The 24,764-nt window shown below is 32.8% G+C and carries 26 protein-coding genes and 1 tRNA gene; 16 read left to right on the top strand and 11 right to left on the bottom strand.

Going from position 1 to position 24,764, the window contains the following annotated elements; all coding sequences use genetic code 11:
• Positions 1 to 79: 79 nt before the first annotated feature.
• The gene (locus tag AW729_RS10815) at positions 80 to 667 is read right to left on the bottom strand and encodes an indolepyruvate oxidoreductase subunit beta (protein WP_112125131.1); all 588 of its coding nucleotides are present in this window, start codon (positions 665 to 667) and stop codon (positions 80 to 82) included.
• Between the two features lie 5 nt (positions 668 to 672).
• Entirely contained in the window at positions 673 to 2,532 is a 1,860-nt protein-coding gene (gene iorA / locus AW729_RS10810) for an indolepyruvate ferredoxin oxidoreductase subunit alpha (RefSeq protein ID WP_112125130.1), read from the bottom strand.
• Positions 2,533 to 2,919: 387 nt separating this feature from the next.
• Between iorA and tfrB the strand changes: the two genes are divergently transcribed.
• On the top strand, positions 2,920 to 4,413 hold the full coding sequence (gene tfrB / locus AW729_RS10805) for a fumarate reductase (CoM/CoB) subunit TfrB (RefSeq protein ID WP_112125129.1): 1,494 nt from the start codon (positions 2,920 to 2,922) through the stop codon (positions 4,411 to 4,413).
• A gap of 411 nt (positions 4,414 to 4,824) precedes the next feature.
• On the opposite strand, the gene AW729_RS10800 is transcribed toward tfrB, so the two are convergent.
• Both AW729_RS10800 and AW729_RS10795 read right to left on the bottom strand, forming a co-directional pair.
• The gene (locus AW729_RS10800; protein WP_112125128.1) at positions 4,825 to 5,145 is read right to left on the bottom strand and encodes a YbjQ family protein; all 321 of its coding nucleotides are present in this window, start codon (positions 5,143 to 5,145) and stop codon (positions 4,825 to 4,827) included.
• A 39-nt stretch (positions 5,146 to 5,184) separates the two neighbouring features.
• Positions 5,185 to 5,676: a DUF308 domain-containing protein gene (locus AW729_RS10795; protein WP_112125127.1), complete on the bottom strand. Its 492-nt coding sequence runs from the start codon at positions 5,674 to 5,676 to the stop codon at positions 5,185 to 5,187.
• 141 nt (positions 5,677 to 5,817) lie between these two features.
• Here AW729_RS10795 and AW729_RS10790 point away from each other — a divergent pair, with 141 nt between their 5' ends.
• From AW729_RS10790 to AW729_RS10775, 4 genes are read left to right on the top strand one after another with little or no spacing between them, the layout of a single operon-like run.
• Positions 5,818 to 6,531, top strand: a complete 714-nt coding sequence (locus tag AW729_RS10790) for an RNA methyltransferase (RefSeq protein ID WP_112125126.1) — start codon at positions 5,818 to 5,820, stop codon at positions 6,529 to 6,531.
• A gap of 2 nt (positions 6,532 to 6,533) precedes the next feature.
• Positions 6,534 to 7,124 (top strand): dCTP deaminase, encoded by a 591-nt coding sequence (dcd, locus tag AW729_RS10785; protein WP_112125125.1) that lies wholly within the window; start codon positions 6,534 to 6,536, stop codon positions 7,122 to 7,124.
• The gene (gene glyS / locus AW729_RS10780; protein ID WP_112125124.1) at positions 7,124 to 8,866 is read left to right on the top strand and encodes a glycine--tRNA ligase; all 1,743 of its coding nucleotides are present in this window, start codon (positions 7,124 to 7,126) and stop codon (positions 8,864 to 8,866) included. The genes dcd and glyS overlap by 1 nt, the downstream gene beginning before the upstream one ends.
• Positions 8,867 to 9,640: a TatD family hydrolase gene (locus tag AW729_RS10775; RefSeq protein ID WP_236951234.1), complete on the top strand. Its 774-nt coding sequence runs from the start codon at positions 8,867 to 8,869 to the stop codon at positions 9,638 to 9,640.
• A 178-nt stretch (positions 9,641 to 9,818) separates the two neighbouring features.
• Here AW729_RS10775 and AW729_RS10770 read toward each other — a convergent pair whose 3' ends face one another.
• The 5 genes from AW729_RS10770 to AW729_RS10750 all read right to left on the bottom strand — a co-directional run bounded on the left by AW729_RS10770 (position 9,819) and on the right by AW729_RS10750 (position 13,689).
• Entirely contained in the window at positions 9,819 to 10,304 is a 486-nt protein-coding gene (locus AW729_RS10770; protein WP_112125123.1) for a hypothetical protein, read from the bottom strand.
• A complete protein-coding gene (locus tag AW729_RS10765) occupies positions 10,301 to 11,362 on the bottom strand; it encodes a DUF1611 domain-containing protein (RefSeq protein ID WP_112125122.1) in 1,062 nt (353 codons plus the stop codon). Before AW729_RS10765 ends, AW729_RS10770 begins: the two co-directional genes overlap by 4 nt.
• 153 nt (positions 11,363 to 11,515) lie before the next feature.
• A complete protein-coding gene (locus AW729_RS10760; protein WP_112125121.1) occupies positions 11,516 to 12,523 on the bottom strand; it encodes an SIS domain-containing protein in 1,008 nt (335 codons plus the stop codon).
• Positions 12,524 to 12,715: 192 nt separating this feature from the next.
• On the bottom strand, positions 12,716 to 13,123 hold the full coding sequence (locus AW729_RS10755; protein WP_112125120.1) for a hypothetical protein: 408 nt from the start codon (positions 13,121 to 13,123) through the stop codon (positions 12,716 to 12,718).
• Positions 13,124 to 13,164: 41 nt separating this feature from the next.
• Positions 13,165 to 13,689, bottom strand: coding sequence for a zinc ribbon domain-containing protein (locus AW729_RS10750; RefSeq protein WP_162685911.1), 525 nt, complete (start codon positions 13,687 to 13,689; stop codon positions 13,165 to 13,167).
• An 89-nt stretch (positions 13,690 to 13,778) separates the two neighbouring features.
• Between AW729_RS10750 and sfsA the strand changes: the two genes are divergently transcribed.
• From sfsA to AW729_RS10700, 9 genes are all read left to right on the top strand, one after another.
• A complete protein-coding gene (sfsA, locus tag AW729_RS10745; RefSeq protein ID WP_162685910.1) occupies positions 13,779 to 14,498 on the top strand; it encodes a DNA/RNA nuclease SfsA in 720 nt (239 codons plus the stop codon).
• Between the two features lie 307 nt (positions 14,499 to 14,805).
• Positions 14,806 to 17,070, top strand: a complete 2,265-nt coding sequence (locus tag AW729_RS10740; RefSeq protein WP_112125117.1) for a YhgE/Pip domain-containing protein — start codon at positions 14,806 to 14,808, stop codon at positions 17,068 to 17,070.
• Positions 17,071 to 17,942: 872 nt separating this feature from the next.
• Positions 17,943 to 18,224, top strand: a complete 282-nt coding sequence (locus tag AW729_RS10730; RefSeq protein WP_162685909.1) for an SWIM zinc finger family protein — start codon at positions 17,943 to 17,945, stop codon at positions 18,222 to 18,224.
• A gap of 4 nt (positions 18,225 to 18,228) precedes the next feature.
• Complete coding sequence (locus AW729_RS10725) at positions 18,229 to 18,429, top strand: TIGR04165 family Cys-rich peptide (RefSeq protein WP_162685908.1); 201 nt, start codon at positions 18,229 to 18,231, stop codon at positions 18,427 to 18,429.
• 4 nt (positions 18,430 to 18,433) lie between these two features.
• Positions 18,434 to 18,598: a DUF362 domain-containing protein gene (locus AW729_RS10720; RefSeq protein ID WP_112125113.1), complete on the top strand. Its 165-nt coding sequence runs from the start codon at positions 18,434 to 18,436 to the stop codon at positions 18,596 to 18,598.
• Positions 18,599 to 18,606: 8 nt separating this feature from the next.
• Positions 18,607 to 19,791 carry an NAD(P)/FAD-dependent oxidoreductase gene (locus tag AW729_RS10715; protein ID WP_112125112.1) on the top strand — a complete coding sequence of 395 codons (1,185 nt, stop codon included), beginning with the start codon at positions 18,607 to 18,609 and terminating at the stop codon, positions 19,789 to 19,791.
• A 53-nt stretch (positions 19,792 to 19,844) separates the two neighbouring features.
• Positions 19,845 to 20,765 (top strand): DUF5591 domain-containing protein, encoded by a 921-nt coding sequence (locus AW729_RS10710; RefSeq protein WP_112125111.1) that lies wholly within the window; start codon positions 19,845 to 19,847, stop codon positions 20,763 to 20,765.
• An 85-nt stretch (positions 20,766 to 20,850) separates the two neighbouring features.
• Positions 20,851 to 21,150: a metal-sulfur cluster assembly factor gene (locus AW729_RS10705; protein ID WP_112125110.1), complete on the top strand. Its 300-nt coding sequence runs from the start codon at positions 20,851 to 20,853 to the stop codon at positions 21,148 to 21,150.
• 108 nt (positions 21,151 to 21,258) lie between these two features.
• Positions 21,259 to 21,333, top strand: a tRNA-Ile gene (locus AW729_RS10700).
• Positions 21,334 to 21,663: 330 nt separating this feature from the next.
• Here the strand turns inward: AW729_RS10700 and AW729_RS10695 are convergent.
• Positions 21,664 to 21,888, bottom strand: coding sequence for a HypC/HybG/HupF family hydrogenase formation chaperone (locus tag AW729_RS10695; protein WP_112125109.1), 225 nt, complete (start codon positions 21,886 to 21,888; stop codon positions 21,664 to 21,666).
• Positions 21,889 to 22,112: 224 nt separating this feature from the next.
• Between AW729_RS10695 and AW729_RS10690 the strand changes: the two genes are divergently transcribed.
• Positions 22,113 to 22,643 (top strand): hypothetical protein, encoded by a 531-nt coding sequence (locus tag AW729_RS10690; protein ID WP_112125108.1) that lies wholly within the window; start codon positions 22,113 to 22,115, stop codon positions 22,641 to 22,643.
• Positions 22,644 to 22,748: 105 nt separating this feature from the next.
• On the opposite strand, the gene AW729_RS10685 is transcribed toward AW729_RS10690, so the two are convergent.
• Complete coding sequence (locus AW729_RS10685; protein ID WP_112125107.1) at positions 22,749 to 23,252, bottom strand: amino acid-binding protein; 504 nt, start codon at positions 23,250 to 23,252, stop codon at positions 22,749 to 22,751.
• A gap of 141 nt (positions 23,253 to 23,393) precedes the next feature.
• Here AW729_RS10685 and trpE point away from each other — a divergent pair, with 141 nt between their 5' ends.
• Positions 23,394 to 24,764 carry an anthranilate synthase component I gene (trpE, locus tag AW729_RS10680; protein ID WP_112125106.1) on the top strand — a complete coding sequence of 457 codons (1,371 nt, stop codon included), beginning with the start codon at positions 23,394 to 23,396 and terminating at the stop codon, positions 24,762 to 24,764.

The raw sequence follows: 24,764 nt of genomic DNA, 5'->3' as shown, positions 1-24,764 counted from the left end.
CGATTAACTGGATACATCATTCATATGACAAAAAAGGAAAAATATTATTAAAAAAAAATGTTTTAGATGAGTTAATCATCTATTTACGACAGGCATCATAACCCATTTCAAAGGCTTTGAGGTTAATTTCAATAGACTTTGGAGGTAAGTTTTCCTTCATCGTTTCAATAATATCATCCTTTGATAATGGGAAGGTATCTATTGCCGTAACGGCACCCAACATTGCCATGTTCATGGATAGTGGATGACCAGCAGTTTGGGCTATTTTATTAGCATCCATTGGATGAACTGATGCCACTTTTGATTCAAGTTCACTGATGATATCATCAACATCAGGATAATCAACATCCTGCTGATTAATGGTTGAAGGAAGTACAATTGAAGTATTGACGACTACAGTTGTATCGCCATTTGATTTTTCCAGAGCACGAACTGCTTCAACCGGTTCAAATGCCAGTATTAAATCAGCTCCGCCTTCCTGAATGATAGGACTTTCATCATCACCTATCTTGAGTTCCGTTGATACTACCCCACCACGTTGACTCATACCATGTATTTCACTCATTACAACATGCTGGTTTTCTTTAAGTGCGGTTTGTCCTATAACGATGGAGGTCTTTATGATTCCCTGTCCACCTATTCCACAGATATAAATATTATATGTCATTGTAACTACTCCCTCTTGTATATTGCATCAACCGGACATACCTCTATACATACGCCACATTTAATACAACTTTGATCTATTGTTATCTGTTCATCAACCAGGTTTATGCTTGGACATGCTAATTGACTAATACACTTCTTACAATGTATACATTTATCCTGATTTACATCAACATGATATTTTCGAGATCTTATTTCATCCTTATTTATCAGGTTACATGGATATTTTGAGATAATCACGGATACCCCGTCATACTTTAATGCTTCCTTATAAACTTCTATCATCTTATTGACATTCAGTGGATTGATTTCTTCGACAAACTCGACACCTATTGCCCTGACGATTTTTTCAATTGAAATGGCCGGTGCCTCTAAGCCCATACCATCGACAGGTATACCAGGATTTGTCTGTCCACCGGTCATTGCGGTTATACGATTATCCAGTATTACCAATGTAAACTTTGTCTTATTGTGTATGGCATTGATAAGTGGAGGTATACCTGCATGGAAGAATGTGGAATCCCCTATGAAACTGATAATCGGCTGATTTTCTGTTGACTTGCTGAAACCACAGCTTGTACCTACACTAGCACCCATTGACATCAAGTAATTAGCCATATTATATGGTGGTGCTATACCCAACGTGTAACAGCCGATATCTGATGGATGAATACTTTCAACATCCAAATTCAGGCTGTTTATTGCCTGTCTTGCTGAATAATATGCTGCCCTATGTGGACATCCGGCACATAGCGTTGCAGGCCGTGAAGGTAATGGAATACTTGTTTTTTTGTTTGGCATTGGCCTGTTGTCTTCAAAGCTCAATAATTTCTGTAAAGCTTCAAATACTATGTTTGGATTGTATTCAAATATTTCAGATAATGTTCCATCACGTTTACCGTGTATTTTTGTATTTATGTTGTATTTACCGGCTATTGCCAAAGTTTCAATCTCGTTTATAGGGTCTACCTCTTCTACTACGAGCACTTCTTTATTGTCTTCCAGGAATTTTTTAACCAACTGTTCCGGATATGGATGTGAAAATCCGATTTTCAGGATGTTGACATTGAGATTGTTCTGATTTACAACGTCAATTACATAGTTATATGCTCCACCAGAAGTAATTATTCCTACATCGGCACCGTTATCAACCAACTTGTTAAGTGGTGATGCATTTGAAACCTCACGTAAGACGTTAATCTTATCAACAAGGTTTTTATGCATTACACGTGCTGCTTCAGGCACAGGTACATGTAATCTTTCATTCTTGAATTCACCGGCATTTACTGTATTTTTTGTATATTCATCAGTTTCGACAACCCCACGCATGTGTGATACACGGGTGGTTGTTCTTATAATTACCGGCAAATCATATTCCTCTGAGATGTCATAGGCATAATGGATAAAATCCTTGATTTCCTGTGGATTTGACGGCTCAAATATTGGTATGTTTGCTTGTCTTGCAAAGTGTCTTGTATCCTGCTCGTTCTGTGATGAAAACGTTGACGGATCATCAGCTATAAGTAGTAGGAAACTTCCTTCAACTCCAATATATGCTGAGGACATCAATGAATCCGATGCCACATTTACACCCACATGCTTCATGAATGAAAATGTCCTGAGACCTGTACTTGCAGCTGAAGCTGCCACTTCCACTGCAACTTTTTCATTGGATGAAAATTCAAAATAAACATTTGCACTTTTGGCAATTTTATAGAGAATATCCCCTATTTCTGAAGAAGGTGTACCGGGATATGTAGCTGCAAGGGATAGTCCACACTCAAGAACTCCCCGTACTGCTGCTTCATTACCAAGCATGAAATACTTGTTACCCTTTTCGGGACTTAATAATTCTTTTATCTTCATTGTATAACTCCTTATAAATAATTAAACACAATTATTAAAGAAAAAAGTAAATATTTTAATATTGTTCTTTATATTGAAAATTTAAATATTTTAACATTATTCTATATGTATATTTATATAGGATAAAATATTTAAGTTATATTACCTCAAAGAATAATATGATTATTGAAAACAGAATAAATTTACATATAAAATAAATCTTCGATGAATATTTTCTGTAAGATACTTGCATTATAAATTATATTTTTGTGGAAAACCACTTGAAATGGCAAATAATTGAAAAAAATATATCCGATAAAGAAGATAGTATTATATTATAAAACGACAATATAATTATAAATGACAGATTACAATATAAATGTTTTTCATAAGGGGTATTGATATTTAATGATTAAAGTTAATGTGAAAAGATATGATCCCGTGGAGGACCTTCATTACACGGAATCATATGAAATAGAAAAAACACCAAAGATGAAGGTGCTTGATGCATTACATCAAATAAATAAAAAATATGATGCCAATATTGCCTACAGATACTCATGTAGGGCAGGCCAATGCGGATCATGTGCAATAAAGGTAAATAAAAAAGCAGTGCTAGCCTGTAAAGAGGAAATACAGGACAACGATACCTTAGAAGCATTAGATTTCAAGATAATAAAAGATTTGATTGTTGACAGAGCACCCTTCTCTGAGGAAGTACGTGACTTAAATCTCTATTTGGGCTATGAAAACAATGAATCAAGCCGTGAGCCTGAACTGATTAAACCGGAGGACTATGAAAAATCCGACAGGCTAAGAAGTTGTATAGGTTGCTACTCATGTCTTTCAATGTGTCCAGTACTTAAAAAGACAGAATCCTTTGTCGGACCATACTTTATGAGAAACCTTGCAGATATCTCATTTGATCCAAGAGATGACACATCACGAAATGAGGAAGTAATAGATTCAGGGTTATATTACTGTACATCCTGCGGTCAATGTACCAAGACATGTCCTAAAGAGATAGACATCTACGGTAAGGCAATAGAACTGATGAGAGCAAAAATATTTAATGAAAATGAAGGGCCATTAGCTCCACACAAGTTAATTAGAGAATCTGTTATAAACACAAACCGTACCGTTAAACCTGATGAAAACAGTGATTATCCTGAAGGATTTATTAAAAAGTACCATGAGAATAATGAAGACAAAAAGGCCAAGGTCGCATTATTTACCGGTTGTATGATAGACTACAAACTGCCATGGATAGCCGAATATTTGGTCAAACTCTTCGATAAACTGGGCATAGACATAGACATACCAGAAGGACAGGTATGCTGTGGTTCACCGCTTTTAAGAACAGGCCAAGTGGATATCGTGCCGGATTTGGTCAAGAAGAACTATGAAATCTTCAAGGATTATGATACAATCATAACGGTATGTGCCGGTTGTGGAGCAACACTTAAAAACAATTATCCGGAATATGGAGTAGAGTTGAATGTCATGGATATCAGCGAATTTTTACAGGATAAGCTTAATCCTGACGACATGAATGAATTGAATCTCAAGGTAACATACCATGATCCATGTCACCTGGTAAGAAGTCAGAACATTAGCGAAGAACCTAGAAATATTTTAAAATCACTTAAGGGCGTTGAATTTATTGAGATGGAAAAACCAGATCAATGCTGTGGTGCAGGTGGTGGAGTAAAATCAGGAAAACCTGAGATAGCAGAAGCTTTGGCTGATGAAAAGGTAGATATGATTGACAAACTGGACGTTGACTATGTTGTTACGATATGTCCATTCTGTGAATACAACATCGGGGATTCCCTTAAGAAGAAAGGCTCCAAGACATCAGTGATTAATCTGATGGAATTACTTAACAAAGCATATGAATGACCGAATATTTAATCATTAAAAAATGAATTTATAATATTTGAATTCCCCTTAACATCCTACTTTTATCCTTTTTTTATTGTTATGTCCCGATTCGATTAAACTTTTAATAATACCGTTAATTATAGATGCTATGTGCCCATTCATAATATTTTCAATGATAAATCCCAAATTACCCCATATTAAGAATAAAAAATCAGACAGTTATACAGTACTTTCATATAAGCAGTTTTAAATATAATAATTATCCAAAAAAAATAAATCATGTCCCATTTACTGTGGTATTCTTTTAATTATTCTAATAGTAAGGAAGGCATGCAAAAAATAGTTTTTGAACAGTTAGATTAAACTTTCTGTTAACAAAAATTTAAAAAAAAATTTTAATATAAAATGACCAAAAAAAGAAGATTGAATTTAATATTTTACGGCAGTACCCGTGATACTTACAAGAATTGTATTTCCCATTGTACCCCCGAGATTACTATATTTTACCCTGACGTTCAATATTGCATTAGCCTCTAAATCCTCTGCCTTTTCAATCATACTCTGCATTGCCAGTTCTCTTGCCTTTTTTAGCTGATCTTCATAAGTTGATGTTCTGCCACCAACCACGTCACGTACTCCTGAAAATATATCCTTATATACGTTTGCACCGATTAAACCTTCACCAGTTACAATACCAAGGTATTGCTTTACATCTTTTCCTTCAATTGAAGGTGTTGTTACCATTAACATCATATCCTCCCCAAAAAAAATTAATATTAGAATAAATCATTATTCCTCATCATCAAATAATGACACTATCCCACAAATTAAGAACCATAATCCCACTATGACTCCTAAATATTCCATATTAGAGAACAGATAAGCCATTACAATAGAGATTACTCCAAATATTATATTTACAATACCTCCAAGAGTAAATGACCGGAATATTCCTGCTATTATAGAATATATACCAGATACAATTAATATGATAGCCATTGCATAGAGCATTATTCTAAACATGGTCACAATCAGACCAGGATTAATAATTAGATATATTCCAATAATTATAAAGATTATTGCAAATATCAAAGTTATTATGGCATGACTTTTCTGGAGTTCATAGTGCTGATATGCAAATATTACGGACAATATAGCTATGAAAATAAAGAATAATCCAAAGATAACACTTATAGTAGTAGGGATAATCAATGGGAATATCATAGTTATTAATCCGATTATTATCATCAGGATTGAATAACTTTTTACATTGAAATTCATATTTTTCCTCCATATTCTTTACTTTAATCTTTAATTGTTATCATTATTAAAATAGTAGTATATTAATATTTTTTAATCAAACAATTCATATCAATAATTAATAAATAAAATATGCTACAAAAATATATATAGTGATTCTATTTGAAAATTTATACTGTATTTGTAGAAGCAAAAACTCCGGGAAATATCGGTTTTCTTGCAAGATGCATGAAAAACTTTGATTTCGATACAATGGTATTGATTAATCCCTGCAAACTTGATGAAAGTTCATATTACCAAGCAGTTCATGCACAGGACATTGTGGAAAATGCTTTAATTTATGATTCATTAGATGAATTTATTGAAGATAAAAAAATTGCCACAATTATAGGAACAAGTGGAAGTCCCGGCGGCAATCATAACATTAAAAGAATGCCAATAACCCCGGAAGAATTGGGAAAAACTCTCAACACGAACAGTAACGTGGCATTATTATTTGGAAGGGAAGGTGACGGACTTACAAATGATGAGATTAATCTATGTGACATCTTGGTAAGTATCCCTACAAGCGACAGTTATCCCATAATGAACATTACACATGCTGCTTCTATAATTTTTTATGAAATATTCAAGAATAAAAAAGAATATCCTGTAGATAGCATTGACATTACAACAATGGAAGATAAAGAAGTGCTTACAACACAAATGAATTCCATAATATCAAAGCTAGATTATCCAGAACATAAAGAGGTTATAGTAAAAAGTATCGCAAAACATATACTTGGAAGATCATTTATCACAGGTAGAGAAGCAAAAACATTACGTGGAACATTAAAACGTATAAATCAAAGAATCAATAATAACAATGAGGAATAAATATGGCAATACTCAGTGATGTGGATATAAAGAAATATTTAGATGAAGGAAAAATTGTAATTGATCCTATAGAAGACGATAAACAGATTCAACCATCAAGTGTGGATTTAAGGTTAGGTGATGAATTCAAGGGATTTAAAATTGTCACAAAACCATTTATTGATCCGTTTGACAAGATAGACCTTGAATCATATATGGAGTCATTGACCGTGGAAGAGGGTGAACCATTCATCATTCATCCGGGTGAGTTTACGCTAGCTACAACCTACGAATATGTTAAGATACCTGATGATATTGTTGCACGTGTAGAGGGCAGATCATCCATGGGCAGACTTGGTATTACGATGCATGTGACTGCTGGATACATTGACCCCGGTTTTGAAGGTAGAATTACGCTGGAAATATCCAATATCGGTAAGATGCCGGTCGCATTATATCCTGGTCAAAGAGTATGTCAGATAGTATTTGAAACCATGACATCACCATCAGCTAAACCATATGGACATGAAGACCGTGATAGTAAGTATATGCGTCAAACCGGACCACAAGTAAGTAAGATTAAACAAGATTTTGATATTAAAGGAGGAAAATAATGACAAATGAGAAAATGATGAGTATAGCGAAAAAACGAGGAATATTATATCCTTCCTTTGAAATATACTCGGGTGTTGCGGGTTTTTATGATTATGGACCGGTAGGAGGTCTGTTAAAAACCAACATAATGAATTTATGGAGAGAATACTACGTAAGCAAGGAACGATTCTTTGAAATTGAAGCCCCTACTGTAATGCCAAAGGAAACCCTTAAGGCTTCAGGCCACGTTGACAACTTTACAGATCCGATGACCCAATGTAATGAATGTAAAGAGATATACAGGGCAGACCACATCATTGAAGAAAACATTGACAGGGATGTTGAAGGACTGCCTGATGAATCATTAACCCAAATAATCAAGGACAACAACATAGTATGTACAGAGTGTGGCGGAAGTCTGGATGATGTTAGAAGTTATAACCTAATGTTTAAAACAGAAATCGGTGCCAGTGGAAAACAAGTAGGCTACATGAGACCGGAAACGGCACAGGGAATATTTATAGCCTTTAAAAGAATCAGCAGATTCTACAAGGACAAACTTCCATTCGGTATAGTTCAACTGGGAAAATCATACAGGAATGAATTATCTCCAAGACAGGGAGTTATAAGATTAAGGGAATTTACGCAAGCTGAAGCAGAGATATTTGTTGATCCATCAGATAAAAGCCATAGAAACTATGAGCACATTAAAAATTATGAATTGAAGTTATATGGTCAGAAACAACAATTAAATAATGAAGAACCTATCCGAGTACTTGTAAAAGATGCCATTGACAACAACATAGTAAGCAGCCAAACACTGATTTACCAGATTGTCATAGCTAAAAGCTTCTTGACTGATCTTGGAATTCCGGATGATGCAATAAGATTCAGACAACATTTACCTGATGAAATGGCACATTATGCCATTGACTGCTGGGATGCTGAAGTAAAAACCGACCAATATGGATGGGTGGAAATTATAGGTATTGCAGACAGAACCGACTTCGACCTACAATCACATATAAAACACAGCAAAGAAGACCTTAGCGTATTTAAAGAATATGATACACCAAAAGAGGTTACTGTTACTAAAACATCATTTAATATGAAAAAGTTTGGACCGGTATTTAAAAAAGATTCATCCAAAGCTAAGGAAATATTGGAAAATACCGATGCCGAAAGCATTCTTAAATCATTTGAAGAAAACGGCAACTATACATTCACTATAGACGATACTGAGTATACCATTGATGACAGCTTTGTGAGCTTTGAGACAGTGAATGAAAAAATCAAGGGAGAAAGAATCATACCACACGTTATTGAGCCATCATATGGTATTGACAGAATAATATATTCCACATTATTACACTCATATACTGAAGATACCAACGAGGAAGGTGAAAGCAGGGCATACCTTAAAATACCTGCAAAAGTTGCACCTATTAAAGCGAGTGTTCTTCCACTTGTTAATAAAGAGGAACTTACATCAATAGCCAACGATATTGAAAACACTCTTAGAGACAATAATATTATTACAAACTACGATACAAGCGGTACTATAGGTAGAAGATATGCTAGAGCTGATGAGATTGGTATTCCATATGCCATAACAGTGGATTATGACAGCATTGAAGACAAAAAGGTAACCATAAGAAACAGGGATACATTCAAACAAAAAAGGGTGTCCATCAGACGCATACCTATGCTGATTAAACAGCTCACAGATAATGAAATAGAATTTGATGAAATCGAAGAGTAGATGACAATGATTATTGATGCCCACATACATTCTGATTCAAGACCTGTGGAAGATTTTCAACAGATTAACATAGCCGGCGTTAAGGCCGTTGTTAGCTGTGCATATGACCCGCTAGAGATGAGACAGTCCAATGTTTGCTTTGAACACTTCAATAGAATGTTAAATGTTGAGAAAAAGCGTGTTGAAAAACATAACATAAAATATTTCATGGCATTGGGTATACATCCACGTGCAATTCCGACAGACTATGAAAATGTACTCAATAAGCTACCAGAGTACCTATCAAGGGATGACGTAATAGCTATCGGGGAGATAGGATTGGATAGTGCAAGTGTGCTGGAACAGGAAGTTTTCATCAAACAGCTTCAGATGGCTGACAATCTTAACTATAGGGTAATCGTACACACGCCCAGAACCAATAAAGCTGAAGTCACGTCCAAAACAATGGAGCTGATTGATGAGAATATCGACCCGAAACTGGTGCAATTGGATCATGTAGACTTTTCAATTGTGGATGAAGTTGTCGATAAGGATTATACTCCTGCCATAACGGTTCAACCACAAAAAATGAGTGTTGAAGATACAATCAAGGTATTAGATGAGTATGGCTTCGATAAATTCATAGTTGATACTGATATGAGCTATGCTCCATCAAACCCTATGAATCTTGCAAGATTGAAACATGAACTGGAAATAAATAGTTATGATAAAAGGGATATTGATAAGGTTATGTATAATAATTTCATGAAATTCTATGACATGAAATCAATATAAGTAATTACATTACTTATAATAGCTTATTTTTTTTATAAAATCTTTATAAAAGTTTTTTTATAGTAATCGATTAGGATAAAAGTTTTTTAAAGAATCAGATATGGATTTATCCCCCTTTAATGAATGATACTGAAAATTTTAAGTAAAAAAAATAATGGGAGAAAGTGATTTAACATATTTAATGTCTTAATAAGACAATATCCTTTGGAACTACCACTATCACATTTTTTGTACTTCCAAGAAGTACCACTTGAGCTCCTGATGATTCCTTAAATTCCTTAATCATTGTGCCCAATTTCTTAAATTCAGAGGAACGTCTCTCTTGAATGTATTTTAAATCAATTATTACTGGAATTCCCGTCTTATCAACCCGTTCCAGTTCATCGTTTAAAGTGTAAATACTTTTAACCTTGATTAAACGGATGGTATCTATATTGACACCCCTATCAGGTTCGATTAATATGGTATCATTGTCAGGTTCTATAACTATATCATCAAAGTCATCATCATAATCAGAGTAGGAATCTTCTATTGATGATATGACATTATCATTCAACATTTTCTGATTTTCATCAAAACTTTGATTTACATTAAATTCGCCATCATACTCTCTGTCTATTGACTTTTTAACATTTACTGTTAAATCTTTTAAAGAATTTTTCATTTATTCTCACCTACATATTCAAGTACTATATCTAAGAGACGTTCAATACCACCGTTTGACTCAGTATGTATATCCACAGTCGGTAAAGAAAACTCTTCTTCTATATTCTCTAATGATTCATCTTGTGCATTTCTTCTATTGATTGATAATGCTATAACTTTTGTAGGTTCTACCGCTTCTATAGCATTTAACTCAGTTTTTATCCCAACAGGTTCTCTAAATGGATGATTTGGTCTATGACATAATACTACTGCATCAGGCATTGCCCCGAAGAGTATTGAAGCTGACAGTCCTTTTGGATGAGGATTTCCACGTTCGGTTAAACTAGATTGTCCTTCAACAAAGATTATATCAGGATTCTTATTTTCCTCCATATATTTTAATGTTCCCATGATTACTGCAGGAACATCCATCACGGATAAACTACCGGCACGGAAATTAATATCAGTAGGTTTTTCCAGACCCATCTCGTCGGTTGAGATGATTATTGCATTTAACCCTCTTTCCTTTGCAAGTTTACCCAATCTTCGTGTTGTTGTACGTTTACCACATTCCTGTGATGTTCCACCTACAAATATTACAGGTTTTTTATGTTCATATGTTATTTTTGGAAGAACCTCTGTACATTTTTCTGGAGCTACACCCATTATTTTCTTAATGTTATCTAATCTAGAGCTTATCTGTTTAATTTCAACACCTTTTTGATTAGCAAACTTCAATAGGGATGGATTATCCTCAATTGGTAATGATCTAAATGACGTCAATACATTCTGTCCCAAATCAATAGCCTGTACCGCATATTTTAATGCTGCACCTTCAGCCCCTATAGGCAACATTATTGCCACACTTTTTGAATTAGTGGTTTCAACCAATTCCTTTAAATCAGAGCCAACGATATGTCCACAAAATTCCTTTCCTTGTTTGTCAGTGGAGTCGTCTAAAAAACCGGCTGTTTCCACACCAGGGAAATTGGAGAACTTCTCTCCTCCTCCACCTGCACCGATTATTATAAATGGACTTAACTGTTCAAAATCTTCATTAGATTTTACTGAATACAAAAAATCACTTCTCCAAGATAATTATTAATTGATAAATTATTTTATTATAATTATACTTTTATTTTTTATATAATTTAAAGTATACTATAAGTTTAGAAAAAATTTAATTTTTATTTGGAGGTCAAATGAAAAAAATGAGACAGATAGAAAAAATTAGTATCTTATCTTCCCTATATGTCTGGTACTTCCCGGATCCAATCCATTAAATATGGATAAATGATAAACAAACCATTCTAATGGAATTAACAATATAAATGGAGTTAATAATGAGTCCACATCAGCATAGTCTTCCAGATTGAATATGATGTTGTTTACTTCTATTCCTTCACAGAATTTTATAGCTTTAGGTGTTATATCATCGGATTCATCATTTGATTTTATGAATACGACACTGACTCCCTTTTCAACTCTTTCAATTAAACCATGTCTAAATTCTCCTGAATAAAGTGGACATGCATGTTTTTCAGCACCTTCCATAAACATTGTCATTGCTAACTTATATGCTAATCCATAATTCAATCCGCTTCCCATACAGTAAAATATGTCTACATCCTTATTTTTCTGTGCTAATTCTTTTGCATCCTCTTGAGTTGACTCTATTAATTCTCCGATTAAATCTGGTAATTCATATAACTGGTTTAACATTGATTCTATTCGTTGAGATTTTATCATTGAGAAGAATATAACATACAATGAGAATAATTGAGTTATATAAGTTTTTGTACCTAAAATAGCATGTTCTTCACCACATAATGTTATTACAGAATGATCTGCCTCTTTTGCCATTGAACTATTTTTATCATTGGTTATTGATACTGTGGTGATATTATATTCTTTTGCTTTTCTTAAAGCCGCTAATGTATCTGCTGTTTCACCAGATTGGGATGTGACAATTAATCCAACATTACTGTCCTTTTCCAGCATTTGATGATTTACAAATTCGTAACCTGTTTGTACATCGATGTTGATTGTAGAAAAGGATTTGATTGCATCTTTAATTGAATAACACGTAGAAATTGAACTTCCACATCCAATTAAAAAGATCTTATCGAAATTAGCATAAATATTAGATATGGATTCCAAATGTTCCTTCTCTGATTCAATGGTATTTTTTAGAGATAATGGCTGTTCCATTATTTCTTGATACATTTCATATTTCATCACATTTACTCCATTTTTCGTTTATGTAAAATAATATATTGCTATTTATTATAGTTATGTCTTTTAAGTTATTTAAAATATTTCTTATTTTGTATGTAATTTATGGTTAATTAGAACTACGGCAGATTACCCTCAATAATTCGGTAAAAAAATAGCATGAAAAAAGAAATGATAACTCTTGAAAAATGCATATTAGAATCTTATTTGTGCATTATTTATCATATTGGTTCTTTTAATCACATCTATTACCTGGAATACATATACCAGGAGATATATAAACAAAATTAACATTGAAATATGATTTACATTTAGCGTATTAGCATATGTATAATAAAAACCGGATTTTATACCAAGTACGATAAAAAACAGGATATATGATAAATAGAATAGTATTCCCCTATACCATAATTCCAAATAGAAATAAGAAATGCCCGGCAGGAATATTGAGAGTAATAATGCTATTTCCAGTCGTTTATTCTTTATTTGATAATTTGATTGAATATTGTTGGCCGAGTTATTTGTCATCAGGTTATTTCCACAGTTAGGACAATACTTTAAATCATCATCACAATTTGTTGCACATCTTAAACATCTAATCATAATATTCCCCGTAATAGCATCATTAGCAAATAGGAATTAACTTATATTATCCTATTTTCACCATTTTCCACCGATATTAATTTGTAGGTATATGCTATGGATGCTAGATAGATTATTATTGATATAGATAACATCACGGATATCAAATCAATTTTTAGAAGATAGTAGAATATGCCTGTTAAAATCCATAGCATTATAGTTATTAGAAAAATAAATACTCCCAAGAGCACCTGTTTTAAATACACTAATCCAAAACCAGGCACAATCATTGCCAATAGCATAGATACAAATAATGTTTTTTCATCATTTATCAGAAAGTAATTTTCCTGTTGATTCTCGTGAACATAATCCATATTATTATTTTCGGAGGCATTTGTTGGAGTATTGTTGGATGGATGTGAATTGTTTGTATTGTAACTGTTATTCAAATAAGAGTAGTAGACATCACTTAATTGATTCATATCATAATTATTTTCTTCATTTAATTCAGACAATCTTTTGGAACAATGCATGCAATAAACTGCACCATCCAAATTTTCACATCCACAATAACTACACTTAATCATGATAATCAATTCAACAATCTTATAGTTATAGGTATGTCAATCGTGAATAATAACATTATTTAATTATGTGGAAAATGAAAGATACAATTATGAAAATAAATAATCTTAAAAAAGTTAAGTATAAATCAAGACCCAACAGATTCACGGTTGAATTTTTTGATGAAGATGATTCAATTAAATTAGCCCATTTACATGATCCGGGAAGATTAAAGGAATTATTGATAGAAAATAGGGACATATTGGTCGAATATGTTGATGATTATAAAAAAACAAATCGTAAAACGGCATATAATATGATAGCGGTTTATCATGAGGACAATTGGGTCTTATTAAACAGCAGTTTTCATAACAGATTGGTTGCCGAATTAATTGAAGGCAAGCAAATCAAAGAGTTAAGAGATTTTCACATTAAGCAGGCAGAATATAGCTATGGAAACAGTCGATTGGATTTTCTTTTATGTGATGATGACGAGAAGAACTTATATCTGGAGGTAAAGGGCTGCACATTAGTGGTAGATAAGATTGCCAAATTCCCCGATGCCCCAACCACACGTGGATGCAGACATGTTAATGAATTGATTAAAATCGAAGAGGAAAATGAAAACGGTGCAATCATAATACTTATTTTACAAAATGATGCACGGATATTTACTCCAAATTATGATACTGATCCATCATTTAGCAAAACACTCAAAAAGGCATATGAAACTGGGGTGAAAATATATCCTGTCCATATAATGACAGATTATTCCGGAAATACATTGGAATTAGAATATGATGGATTACTTGAATTAGAATTTGATGAATAATCATCACAAAAAATATATTTGAAAAAACAATATAAATCTATATATAATAATTATTAACATAATCACATGTGAAATAACCAAAATAATACCCATTACTAGTATGGTTCATAAATTATCTAAAAAAAATAGATTTATTTGTTGTTTTGGTTAAAAATATTATTTAAAAATATAAACAATGTCCAAAATATCGTTACTGCATATCTGTTTATTGAAGATAATTTTTTTTAAATATAGCTTAAAATTCAATATGGATATTTTTTATGTTGGAAAATTGTTTTATATTATGGAAAGGAGGTGTGTGGTGTAAATGAAAAAACTATTTCCCAAAAAAAGAGAAGATGATACTCCCTCTACTCCTAAACGATTGAATAGGGTAGAATTGAAGGAGCAGCATAATGAATCTAAAGCTAAAATAATGAATATTATTGAGAAAGATTTTCGTGCATCTTTAACTAATCCCATTGTAATAATAATCATACTTGGAATAATCTTATTGCCGTCCTTATATGCATTGATTAACATATATGCTTGTTGGGATCCGTATGAAAATACAGGAAATGTAAAATTTGCAATTGCAAATGAGGATTTGGGTTCCCAATATAACGGTGAAGTTATAGATGTGGGTGCGAAGCTGGTTACTTCGTTAAAGGAGAATGATAATTTTAAATGGGTTTTCGTATCGTCGGATGAGCTGCGTCGCGGTGTTCATAATGGAACCTATTACGCGGGCATAATCATTCCACAGAATTTTAGTGAATCGGTTGTATCCATTACAACGGGCAATCCCCATTCAGCTGAATTAGAATATATTGTCAACCAAAAAACCAGTCCTGTTGGAGCTAAATTAACTGATGCTGCTTCTAAAGAAGTTTATAATAAGCTTAATGCTGAAATTGTATCATTTATTGATGTGGCGGCTTTAGGAAAACTAGGTCAACTTCAGGAAGGATTGGCAACCGGTGCAGATAAAATGGAAGATGGTGCAGATCAATTATCTGCAGGAGCAGACAAAGTTGCAAGTGGAGCCGATCAATTAACAAATGGTGCAAACAAAGTATCCAGTGGTTCTGACCAACTGGCAAGTGGAGCCAAAACACTATCCAGTGGAGCAAATGAATTATCCATAGGTTCGATTAAATTGGCCAACGGTGCAGACCAAGTTGCAAGTGGTGCAAATAAAGTGGCAGATGGAACACAACAAATAGCCACCAAATCAAATGAAATATATGACATCTACTCAAAAATCAAACAGGCAATAATCAACGGTACAAATTCATCCAAACTCGCAGATGATATTGATAAACTTGACAAAGACACTTCAAACATTAACAGTCAAATCAAACAGTTATATAATGATTCATCAGATCTTACAAATAGTGCATTAAACTTATATACTGGAGCATATAACCTATCCAGTGATTCGGCAAATCTTGCTATTGGCTCAAACAATCTAACACATAGAACCAACTCAATAGTTAATCAATTCGACAATGTATCAAATGACATATCAAGATTAAATCAGGCGATAAAAAATGGAGAAGATCCAACAAAAATCAAAGAGTTACTTGAAAAAATTGATAAGGAAATGACTGATACCAACAAGAATATTAATGATTTAAATGAAGGTGCACATCTAGTAGCCGACGGTTCAGGTAGTGTTGCTACTGGTGCAAATCAATTAGCAGATGGTTCACAGCAATTAGCCCAAGGTTCAAATCAGTTGGCAAGCGGAGCATCCGAACTTTCAAGTGGTGTACATGTTTTAGCAAATGGATCCATAGAATTAGCATCTGGAGCGGAATTATTAGGTTATTCTTCAGCATCCGCATTAAGAAATGCATCGGATGAAATAGGATTTGCAGCAGATGAGCTATCCGCAGTAACGGATATTAATCAGGATGCAGCCGGAGATTATTTCTTCTCACCAGTCAAATTAAAAAGACACGAAGAATTCCCGACAAATAATTATGGTTCACAGGTTTCCCCATTTTACCTCGTATTATCAATGTGGGTAGGAGCACTTATTACATGCGTAATGTTTAAGACAGGTACCAGTATCGGAACACCATATAAACCACATGAAATGTATCTGGGCAAACTGGTCATGTTTAATCTCATGTCAATACTGGAAACAACAGTAACTCTGCTTGGTGTATTTATACTTGGATTGGATGTTGGAAATCCGTTAGTGTTTACATTTTCGTGTTACTTTGTAGCAATGGTATTTATGATAATAATGTATTCATTGATATCCGTATTTGGAGATGTTGGAAAAGCTGTTGGAATTTTATTATTGGTATTCCAGATATCTGGTTCCGGTGGTATCTATCCAGTAGAAATCATGAATACACTATTCGGAATCATTTATCCATATCTGCCAATGACTCATGGAATAAACATGGTACGTGAGTCACAATTAGGATTAATATGGGCAAATTATATTCCATCGTTCATATTCCTATTGATATTGGGAATAGTGATAATTGCACTATCCATATCCCTTAAACAAAGATGGGATAAACGTACAAAATTCTTTGATGAAAAGCTTGAAGAAGCAGACATATTCAATTAAAAATAGCATTTGAATGGAAAAAACCACAAAACACCTGCATTTAACAATATAAATGTATCTCACATTTATATTTCTTTTTTTAACTATTATTTAATTTGTATCCTGATTGATTGTAAAAATCAAACCAAATCATTGTTTCATAAAAATAACCTTAAAAATCATTCCAAATGAAGTCATAAACAGGATATTGTTATATATTTTTTACTTTTTGAGAAAGTATACCATACAATACGGTTTTACTTTTTAAACACATGCCAATTATATGTAATATATACATTAGTTTGATTTTGTGTCAAGAATGCTTTATTCCAATCTGGATTAAAATTTTCAGTAACCCCAGTTAATGATTGATGATTTTCCCTTATTATCATTTGAATTAAAAAATTTATTTATACCAAAAATTATCAAACAGTATAATGTAATGTATACAACAAGATTTCAAGACAAAAACAAAAATTCAACAGTTATCCTAAGGAAACACAGAAGGAAGACCATCAATAAAACACAAAAGAAAAAAGAAAACTAAAAATCAGAAAATAATATCAATACACCCCTACTCCAGACAACAAAGCAAACAACAACCTTAAATTATCAAAAAAAAAACAAACAAAAAACACTATTTGACTTTGATAAATCGAGTACCCCCCTTATAAAAAACAAGTTTATCCCAATGAAGACCATATTAGGTACAATCTACATTTTAAGATAATTGTCACAAGTTAATCTAAAACTTAAACAAAAAAAAGAGAGAAATGAAATTTACTAAAAGTTATATAAATCACCACACATCTGACACTATAACGTAAATATCAAAAAGATTAATAAAATGTAATGATATAAATAAATATTAATAAACCATAAAATTGATGATAATGGCTGACAGAATACTTCAAGGATATGAATTATACAAAAATGATAATGTCATAGTTGAACATTATGAATCTGGACATGCCATATTTAAGGTTAAAAATAATAAAAAAGATGATTATTATTTAGTTTCAATGATTTATGGTTTTTGGAATTGCGATTGTGCTGATTACCAGTATAGAAACCATCGTGAACCTGGAAGCTTTTACTGTAAACACTTACAGGCGGCACAGTTTAAACTTCTGGACATATTGAATAATTTGAACGATAAAGAAAATGAAGAGTAATAATATGAAAATTGAAGATTTATTAAAACCTTGCCCTGAATGTGGTTCTAAAGACAAAACCCAACACAGAGATTTTGAAAGAGAATTTAATGCTTACGGTGCCAATGGTGAGTTAAAATGCAGTAACTGTGGATATATATTCATCACCAGAGATGAAGCTATTGACATGAGAAGAGCACAAGAAGCTAACGATAAAAAGGAGTAATATTATGATTGTTAATGATAATTGTTTATACTGTGGTGCATGTGCTGGAGTATGTATAGCAGATGCTATCGATGTACAGGAATTAAAAATAGTCATCGATGAAGAAAAATGTACAAAATGTGGTTTATGCGTAAAAACATGCCCTGTAGCGGCAATTAAAATGGAATAGGTGATTATATGGATATTGAAACAGATATCGTCGTTGTGGGAGCAGGACCTGGTGGTTCACTAGCAGCTAGAGAAGCGGCAAAACATGGTGCTAAGGTATTGTTAATAGATAAAAAAGCAGAAATAGGTTCTCCTAAAAGATGTGCTGAAGGAGTATCCAAGTCCGGTCTTGAGGAATTGGGAATCAATCCAGATCCAAGATGGATTGCAAGAACATCCACGGGTGTCAGATTAGTATCACCAGATCAAACCAGCGTATGGATGGATGAAGATACAATAGACATACCAGAATCTGGTTTCGTACTTGAAAGAAAAGTATTCGACAAGCACATGGCCATGGATGCAGCCCGTGCAGGTGCAAAAATCATGATAAGAACACGTGCAACAGGTCTGGAACGCGTTGATGACGGTATTGTAATAACTGCCGAAAATATGGGAAAGGAAATTAAGATTCATGCCAAAATCGTTATAGCAGCTGACGGTCCAGAATCACGTGTTGGCCGATGGGCAGGATTAGACTGCAATACCAAATTTGACAATATGGAATCATGTGTACAATACGAGATGGCCGGACTGGAAATGGAAAATAACAATGTAATCCAGTTATACTTTGGAAGTGTAGCACCCGGTGGATATACATGGATATTCCCTAAAGGTGATGACATAGCAAATGTAGGTATTGGAGTACTTAAAACACATACCGATAAAACAGCAATCGAACACCTTGATGAATTCATCAAAAACTGTCCTGAAACCCAAAATGCACAAGCCGTTGAAATAAATATGGGCGGAGACCCTGTTGGTGGATTAATCAAAGAACGTGTTGGAGACAACATATTAGTTGTTGGAGATGCTGCAGGTTTTGTTAATCCATTGACTGGTGGTGGAATAAACAGTGCATTGGAATCAGGTGCATATGCAGGTATAGTAGCTGCAGATGCAATAGAAAGCGGAGATTATAGTGCCAAAAACCTTAAAGAATATGTTAAATTGACCGATGAAAATATCGGTAAGGGATATGACAAATATAAAAAGGCCAAAGAATATTTATTATCCTTAAATGATGACGAATTAAATGACATCGCTCATGAATTTGTTAAACAGGACATAAACGAAATTAATCCTAAAACAATGGTTAAACTTTTAATAAAAGTGTCACCTAAAGCTCTTCTAAAATTAGGTAAATTATTCTAATTACCTGATTTATTATTCTTTTTTAATAAATAATTTAATGGAAAGATAGTACTATGAAACATGCAAAAATTCCATGTATAACTGAATTATCACTTCACAGACCTGAAGTTATCAGATGGCAAAATAGGATGAAGCTATTGGAACCATACAGTGATACTATTGTAGTCTTCCCATGCAGCATGAAAAAACCATATTCCCAATCACAATCACACACAATCTTTAGAAGGTATTCTAAAGGACTGCAAGAGGTTATACTTACCTCACCGTTTGGGATTTGTCCAAGAGAAATGGAGAAAACTTATCCGATTCAGTCATATGATGCTTCAACTACTGGTGACTGGTCTGATGAGGAAATCCAAATGGCGGGAAAAGCAATCAAAGAGTATGCTAAAGATTACAAGGTAATAGCACATGTAGCCGGTGGATATAAGAAGGCGTGCGAAGAATATTTGGATAACGTGGTTTACACCTGTTTGGATGATAATACCCGTTCATCAGAATCATTGGCCAACTTAAAGGATGAAGTTAAAAAGGCGGATAAAGTGCCAAACAATAAACATAAACTTCATGATTTAAGATCAATTGCCAGATATCAATTTAACAGCAAGAAAATGGATGCACTCATACCGGACAATACACGAACAAGTGGTCGTTTTAATACTAGAATAATGATTGAAAAGGAGCAAATTGCCACATTACACTTTGAAACTGGATTATATACATTGAATCTTAAAGCCGGTGAGATTTTAAAAGAAAATGAAATCAACAGGGTATTTATAAATTTTGACTTGCAAAGCAACACATTATTTGCACCGGGTATTGTTGATGCAGATAAAGAAATCATTCCTAATGATGAAGTTGTCATCATAAAAGATGATACAGTTATCGGAGTAGGTAAATCCATGATGAACGGTGAAGAACTGGTCAATGCAGACAAGGGAATTGGTGTTAAAATCAGACATCAAATTAAGTAAAACAATAATAAATTAAAAAGAATGTTTTAAATAACAAAGTATATTATTAACTAAGATTAAAGATAAATAAAAAGGAGATTTATATATGAGTTCAGAAGAAATAAAAAGTCAAATTCAAGATAAATTAGCAATGATTGCAGACCCACACATGGGCGTTAGTATTGTAGCTATGGGACTAATCAGAGAAATACAATATGATGAAGAAAGTAAAGAAGCGGATATTACAATTAGTCCAACCAATCCTGGATGTATGAGTATAGCTAACATAGCCATGGCAGCGAAATTAGAAGCTGAAAAAGTAGAAGGCGTGGAAAAAGCAAACATCACAGTTATTGATCACATGATGGCTGACACCATCAATGAAATGGTTAATAAAGAAGAATAATAATTATCTTCAATTATTAATCTTTTTGGAAATATCACCATAAAGTATATATATAAAGTAGTATCAATATAATAATAGTGTCTGTAAAATAGACCGTCTTATTTTGTAGGGCGCGTGGCTCAGCTTGGTTAGCGCGCACGGCTGATAACCGTGAGGTCCTGGGTTCGAATCCCAGCGTGCCCATTCTTAACATTTACATTTCTATTTTTAATAATCAGTTATTTTAATTAATTATTTTGATATTTATAATATTACAATCTGTTTTTATTTTATTGATTTATTTCTCAGAAAAATATCCACATATAATTTTTGCATGTATCTGTTTTCACTATTTTTATAACTAATTATTTAAAAAAACAGAAATATGAATTATTATAACAAATAAAGACATGTTTATAAATCATTAAAAAATCAAAGCTCAAATAATGGATACTGTCGAATTTAATATAATGAAAAGTTCCAAAATAAGCAGGTGTTGAGAAAAAGGTTAAAAAAAAGTTTTTGGAAAAAGAATTATTCGTTTTCTAATTCCTCTAAAAGATCATTCCAAGTATTTAATGTTTCTTTTGCTGCTTCTTCTGATAATACTTCTATAGCATACCCAGAATGAATCAAAACATAATTTCCAATAGTTGCCTCCACCAAATCCAGTTTAGCTTCCTGTTTTACTCCTCCAAAATCACATGTGGCGATATTGTTATTGATTTCTAAAATTTTTGCAGGTGCTGCAATACACATATATTATTCCTCCCCAAATTAATATGAATGATTAAATTATTTTTTTTAAAATATATATTTCTCTAGTTATTAATAGTTTGTAATTATTATTATTTAAAATATGAGGGTAGTATGAAATTTGGGTAATGATGGAAAAAATGGGACTTTCATGATACCATTAAACATATAAATAAATTAAATTAAAATATAATATTATTAAAATTTTATAAAAAATAGGTGATATGATGAATAAAATAAAACATCCGCACAATGATATTATTAATAATTTAAAAGATGTGAATACACTGATATCCTTACTTGAAACATCAAAAATGGCATATCTTAAAGCAAACTTAAGTATACACCTACATGAAAGTGAGATTAAACTGTTCAAACAGGTAGTAAAACACGATAAGAAACACCACAAAAATGTCAGAATCAAACAGTACCAACAATTAATGGAAAATCCTGATCAAATACCAAAATTATATGAATTACACCAGAAATTATTCTTAAAAAGATACAAAAAACTAGAGAAGAAGGGCATTATTGAAGTTATTGAAGAACCGGATAATGGTTTACCATATGATTTTGTAATTACAGACAAAGGTCAGGAATTAATTAAGGAAATAAAAGAAAAGGAACTTGCATGGGAAGATGAAATTAGTGAAGATCTTGAAGATAAGGAAGAATTATTGAAATTATTAAAACAAATTGCAATTCCTGCTATGCAAATAAGTTACTTGCTTAAAAAACAACAAAAAGGAGTTTATTAACTCCATTTACTTTTTTTGGACAACTGAAACATTATTTATTATTCAATAACTTTCACAATCAACACCAGGACAACTTTGGACCGGAATTATCTTATTTAATAATATTTAATATATTGATACCTTGGTTATACCATCTATTTTTAATAGCAGCTGTATTGTATCTCCCGCAATCAGTTTATCTGTCACTAGCGTCATGTGGGGCGTCAGTGTCAGATAGGGGTCTGAAGCATACACCTGGAGTATGGATATTCTTTCATCGGCCAATATTTTTGATACCTCACTAAGTATACCATATTTTTCAGCCAATCCCTCCAGTTCTATTACACCCAATCCCAGTGGCTGGGATATTTTTGACAAAACGGGTCCGGCAGGTGTTATGTTAGCAAATATATTTTTTAAATCATCATCATTTAATATGTTTTCTATTGTAGAAACTATTACCCTTCTGTCAGTATTTATTGATTTGGCAAGGGATGACATGTTTATTTCTACATCTCCACAGCATATTTTCTTATTTTCAGTCACCTTTAGTCCCAATTGCAATAATTTAAGAACGACCTTTTGCTGTGATGGGTATTTTTCAAATTTTTCTATAGTTTTTTTCCACATATTACTTATCCTCAGTATTATATTATCCAACAAAGTTAATAAAACTATAGTTAATGTATAAATTTGTACAACAAACATTTAAATAGTACATTAATGTAATATTAATATAGAACTTGAAAAGGTTGATAAAAATGAACAAAAGTGAATGTTTTTGGCTATATAAAAAATTCAATTAAAGAACTAAAAACCAAAAAAATAGAAATTAAAGAAGCTATAGAATTATTTAAAATATTATATGATGAATACGACAATGTGTTTTTGTTTGAATCACTTGAAAAAGACAATAAACTCTCAAGATTTTCAATTATCGGATTTGATCCGATAGCAACAATAAATGCACACAACAACAAGGTAACGATAAAATTAAATGACAATACACTCGAATACACCTCCTCAAATCCATTCATGGATTTGAAAAAATTAACCGATAACGATTTCAATAGAAAAGGATTTTGTGGAGGATTGATAGGATACATCTCCTATGAATCAATCAAATACTTCGAAGACATACCAACATACGATAGTCTTTATCCTGACTTTGAATTCGGATTATATCTCGATTGCATCATATATGACCATATCCACAATACATGCGAATACCTGAGCGTAAACGAAAATCGTCTAGAACAAATAAGAGATGTAAACAATAAAAAACCACAAGAGAAAACACTTAAATACAAACTCATCGAAGAAGATTTCCAAGAAGAAGAATATATAAAAGCCGTAAAAAAGGCAAAGGAGCATATCATAAATGGAGACATCTTCCAGGCAGTCATTTCAAATCCACAGAACTTAATTCTGGAGGGAAACAAAACAATCTTTTATGAAAATTTAAGAAAGATCAATCCATCACCATACATGTATCACATTAAATTTAACAATAGAGAAATTATCGGTTCCAGTCCAGAAATGTTAATGAGACTTGAAAACAACAAAGTGGAAACTTATCCCATTGCAGGTACAAGGATACGGGGAAATAATCCCATTGAAGATAAACAATTAGAAGAGGATTTGCTCAATGACCAAAAGGAACTGGCTGAACATTTAATGCTGGTTGACCTTGCACGAAATGATATAGGGCGAATAAGTAAAACAAAAAGTGTTAATGTAGACCAGTTTAATCAGATAAAGAAATTTTCACACGTACAGCATATAGTAAGCCATGTATGTGCAGAATTAAACGAGAAATATGATGCAATAGATGCATTAAGTAGCCTGTTTCCAGCGGGAACCCTTAGCGGAGCACCAAAAATACGGGCCATGGAAATCATAAATGATTTGGAAAAAACTGCACGAGGTCCTTATGGTGGAGCGGTAGGTTACTTTTCATTAAACGGTGACGCTGACTTTGCAATCACAATCAGAACATTGACGACTTATGACAACAAAGCAGAATTGCAGGCCGGTGCAGGAATAGTATATGATTCCAATCCTAAAATGGAATATCAGGAATGTAGAAATAAAAGACAGGCACTGATAGATACCCTTAAGAAATCTGCTGAGGAGTGTTAA

The organism is Methanosphaera sp. BMS (genome assembly GCF_003268005.1).
Lineage (GTDB): Archaea > Methanobacteriota > Methanobacteria > Methanobacteriales > Methanobacteriaceae > Methanosphaera.
The sequence above is the reverse complement of the archived record's forward strand: the minus strand, read 5'-3'. Positions and strand labels throughout refer to the sequence as shown.